The following is a 2049-nucleotide window of genomic DNA, read 5'->3' as shown; positions in this document are numbered from 1 at the left end:
GTAGAAGAGAAGAATAACTTCTTACAGGCGTTTTTTATAAGGGGATTGCTCAACTGTTAATCTTTTATAATAATAGAGGAGCAATCCCCTTATAGTCTGATTTGTCTCACTCTAACTCTCTCCAGAGAAAGAATATGTGAGGCTTTCTCCGGAAGGAGAGCAAAAGAAGATAGCTTCTTCCCTCAAAGAGAGAAAATGAAAAAGGGCCGAAGAGCTCTCTTATCCGTCATTCTCGAAATTTAGCGGGGCATCCACATCATCCGTCATTCCCGAAATCTTTAATCGGGAATCCATGTTTTTGCTTTTCCCCTTTTGTCCTTCTATTGGGAACGATAGGGCGTGTCCCCTCCCATTGTTTGGATTCCTGATAGAACCACTCAGGAATGACAGATAAAAGATGCATTCCCTTTTCCCGTCATTCTCGAGATTTAGCGAGGCATCCACATCATCCGTCATGCCTGAAATCTTTTATCAGGCATCCATCTCCCTCTGTCATTCCCGAAATCTTTTATCGGGAATCCATGCTTTTGTTTTTTTCTTTGGTTTTTAAATACTTTGGACCCCTGATAGAACCATTCAGGGGCAGGCTAAAAACGGCTCGAAAGTCGCCGGGGTGATGGATGAGGAGGGGTTGGTAAGGGAGAATTCTTTCCTCCCTTATACTGGTGGATGGTTTTTCCACTAGCGATCTTTGCTTTTTAGTTTTTTCTTTTAATCTTTAGTTTTTAATCTCATGTCGTAGACTGTCTCTCTTTCTCTCCCAGTGGTTTTTTGCATTTTCTTTTAATCTTACACCGTAGTAGTTCTTGTCTTTTTCTCTTTTTGAGGTGATAGTTCTGAACCATTCAGAGAAAAGAACAGAAAACAGGCAACCTTTCCTTCTCAATACTATTGTCATTTGTAGCGGAAACTGATAAAATGTATGAAGAAATGTTAATATGCTGGAGGATTAAAAATTATGTCTGATGTAGTTGTGAATACTATCAAACTGGGCAGTCGGTATCAGATAGTAATACCAGCTGAAATAAGGAAGTCTATGGGTCTTTCAGAAAGAGATGAGCTATTGGTAGCCAAGAGTGGAAATGCTATTGTTATAATACCGAAACCGAAAAGCTACGCTGATCACCTCATGGGTTTGCATAAAAATGTTTGGCAGGGAGTAGAGCCTGATGCTTACGTCCGAGAGGAAAGAGATTCATGGGGAGACTGAATGAGGCGCTCCGGGGGCATGAGGTGGTTGCCATTGATACTAACTGCTTTATCTATTACTTAGAAGGTGGAATGTGGGCTGAAGAACTGAAGGATAATCTCTTCCTTCCTTTAGAGCGAGGAAGTTTCCGTGCTGTCACCTCAGTGCTTACGGTAGCAGAAATACTGGTAAGGCCTAAATCTCTCGGGTTTCAGGATGTTTGTGAGGAGTATGTTCTGCTTCTTTCTTCTTATCCCAACCTGGAGATTGTCCCTTTTACTCTTCGGATAGCAATTCGTTGCGCTGAGGTTCGTGCCCGATACCGCATACGTACCCCGGATGCTCTTCAGGTCGCCACCGCCTTAGAAGAGGGAGCCGGGGTATTTTTAACTAATGATGCCGATTTACCCTCTCAAGTTGACGGATTACAAGTGGCTATCCTCGGAGATTTTCTGAAATAGGGATAAAGGGAACAGTGCTTTTTCTTGAAAGTGGTGTCCCCCTTATAGTTTGATTTGCCTCAATCTAACTCTCTTCAGAGAAAGAATACGTGAGGCTTTCCCCGGAAAGAGAGCAAAAGAAGATAGCGTCTTCCCTCAAGGAGAGAAAATGAAAAAGAGCCGAAGAGCTCTCTTATCCGTCATTCTCGAGATTTAGCGAGGCATCCACATCATCCGTCATTCCCGAAATCTTTTATCGGGAATCCACTGAGAAAGATGTTTTCCCTTCCTCAGTAGTCTTTTGCATTTTCTGTTTTTCTTTTAATCTTACGCCGCAGGCTGTCTATTTTTTCTTCCTCAGTGGTCTTTTATTTTTTTTATGTTTTTTGTTTTTTCGGGAGTTATATAGTTTGGACCCCT

At 42.1% G+C, this 2049-nt stretch carries 2 protein-coding genes; both read left to right on the top strand.

Annotated elements, in window-relative coordinates:
* Positions 1-958: 958 nt before the first annotated feature.
* A complete protein-coding gene (locus GXZ17_RS00315) occupies positions 959-1210 on the top strand; it encodes an AbrB/MazE/SpoVT family DNA-binding domain-containing protein (RefSeq protein ID WP_409375297.1) in 252 nt (83 codons plus the stop codon).
* A complete protein-coding gene (locus GXZ17_RS00310) occupies positions 1198-1650 on the top strand; it encodes a type II toxin-antitoxin system VapC family toxin (RefSeq protein WP_409375296.1) in 453 nt (150 codons plus the stop codon). Before GXZ17_RS00315 ends, GXZ17_RS00310 begins: the two co-directional genes overlap by 13 nt.
* Positions 1651-2049 lie beyond the last annotated feature (399 nt).

This window comes from Candidatus Sordicultor fermentans, assembly GCF_012728195.1.
Taxonomy (GTDB): domain Bacteria; phylum Atribacterota; class Atribacteria; order Atribacterales; family Caldatribacteriaceae; genus Sordicultor; species Sordicultor fermentans.
Note: the sequence above shows the minus strand (reverse complement) of the source record. Positions and strands in the feature narration are given on the sequence as shown.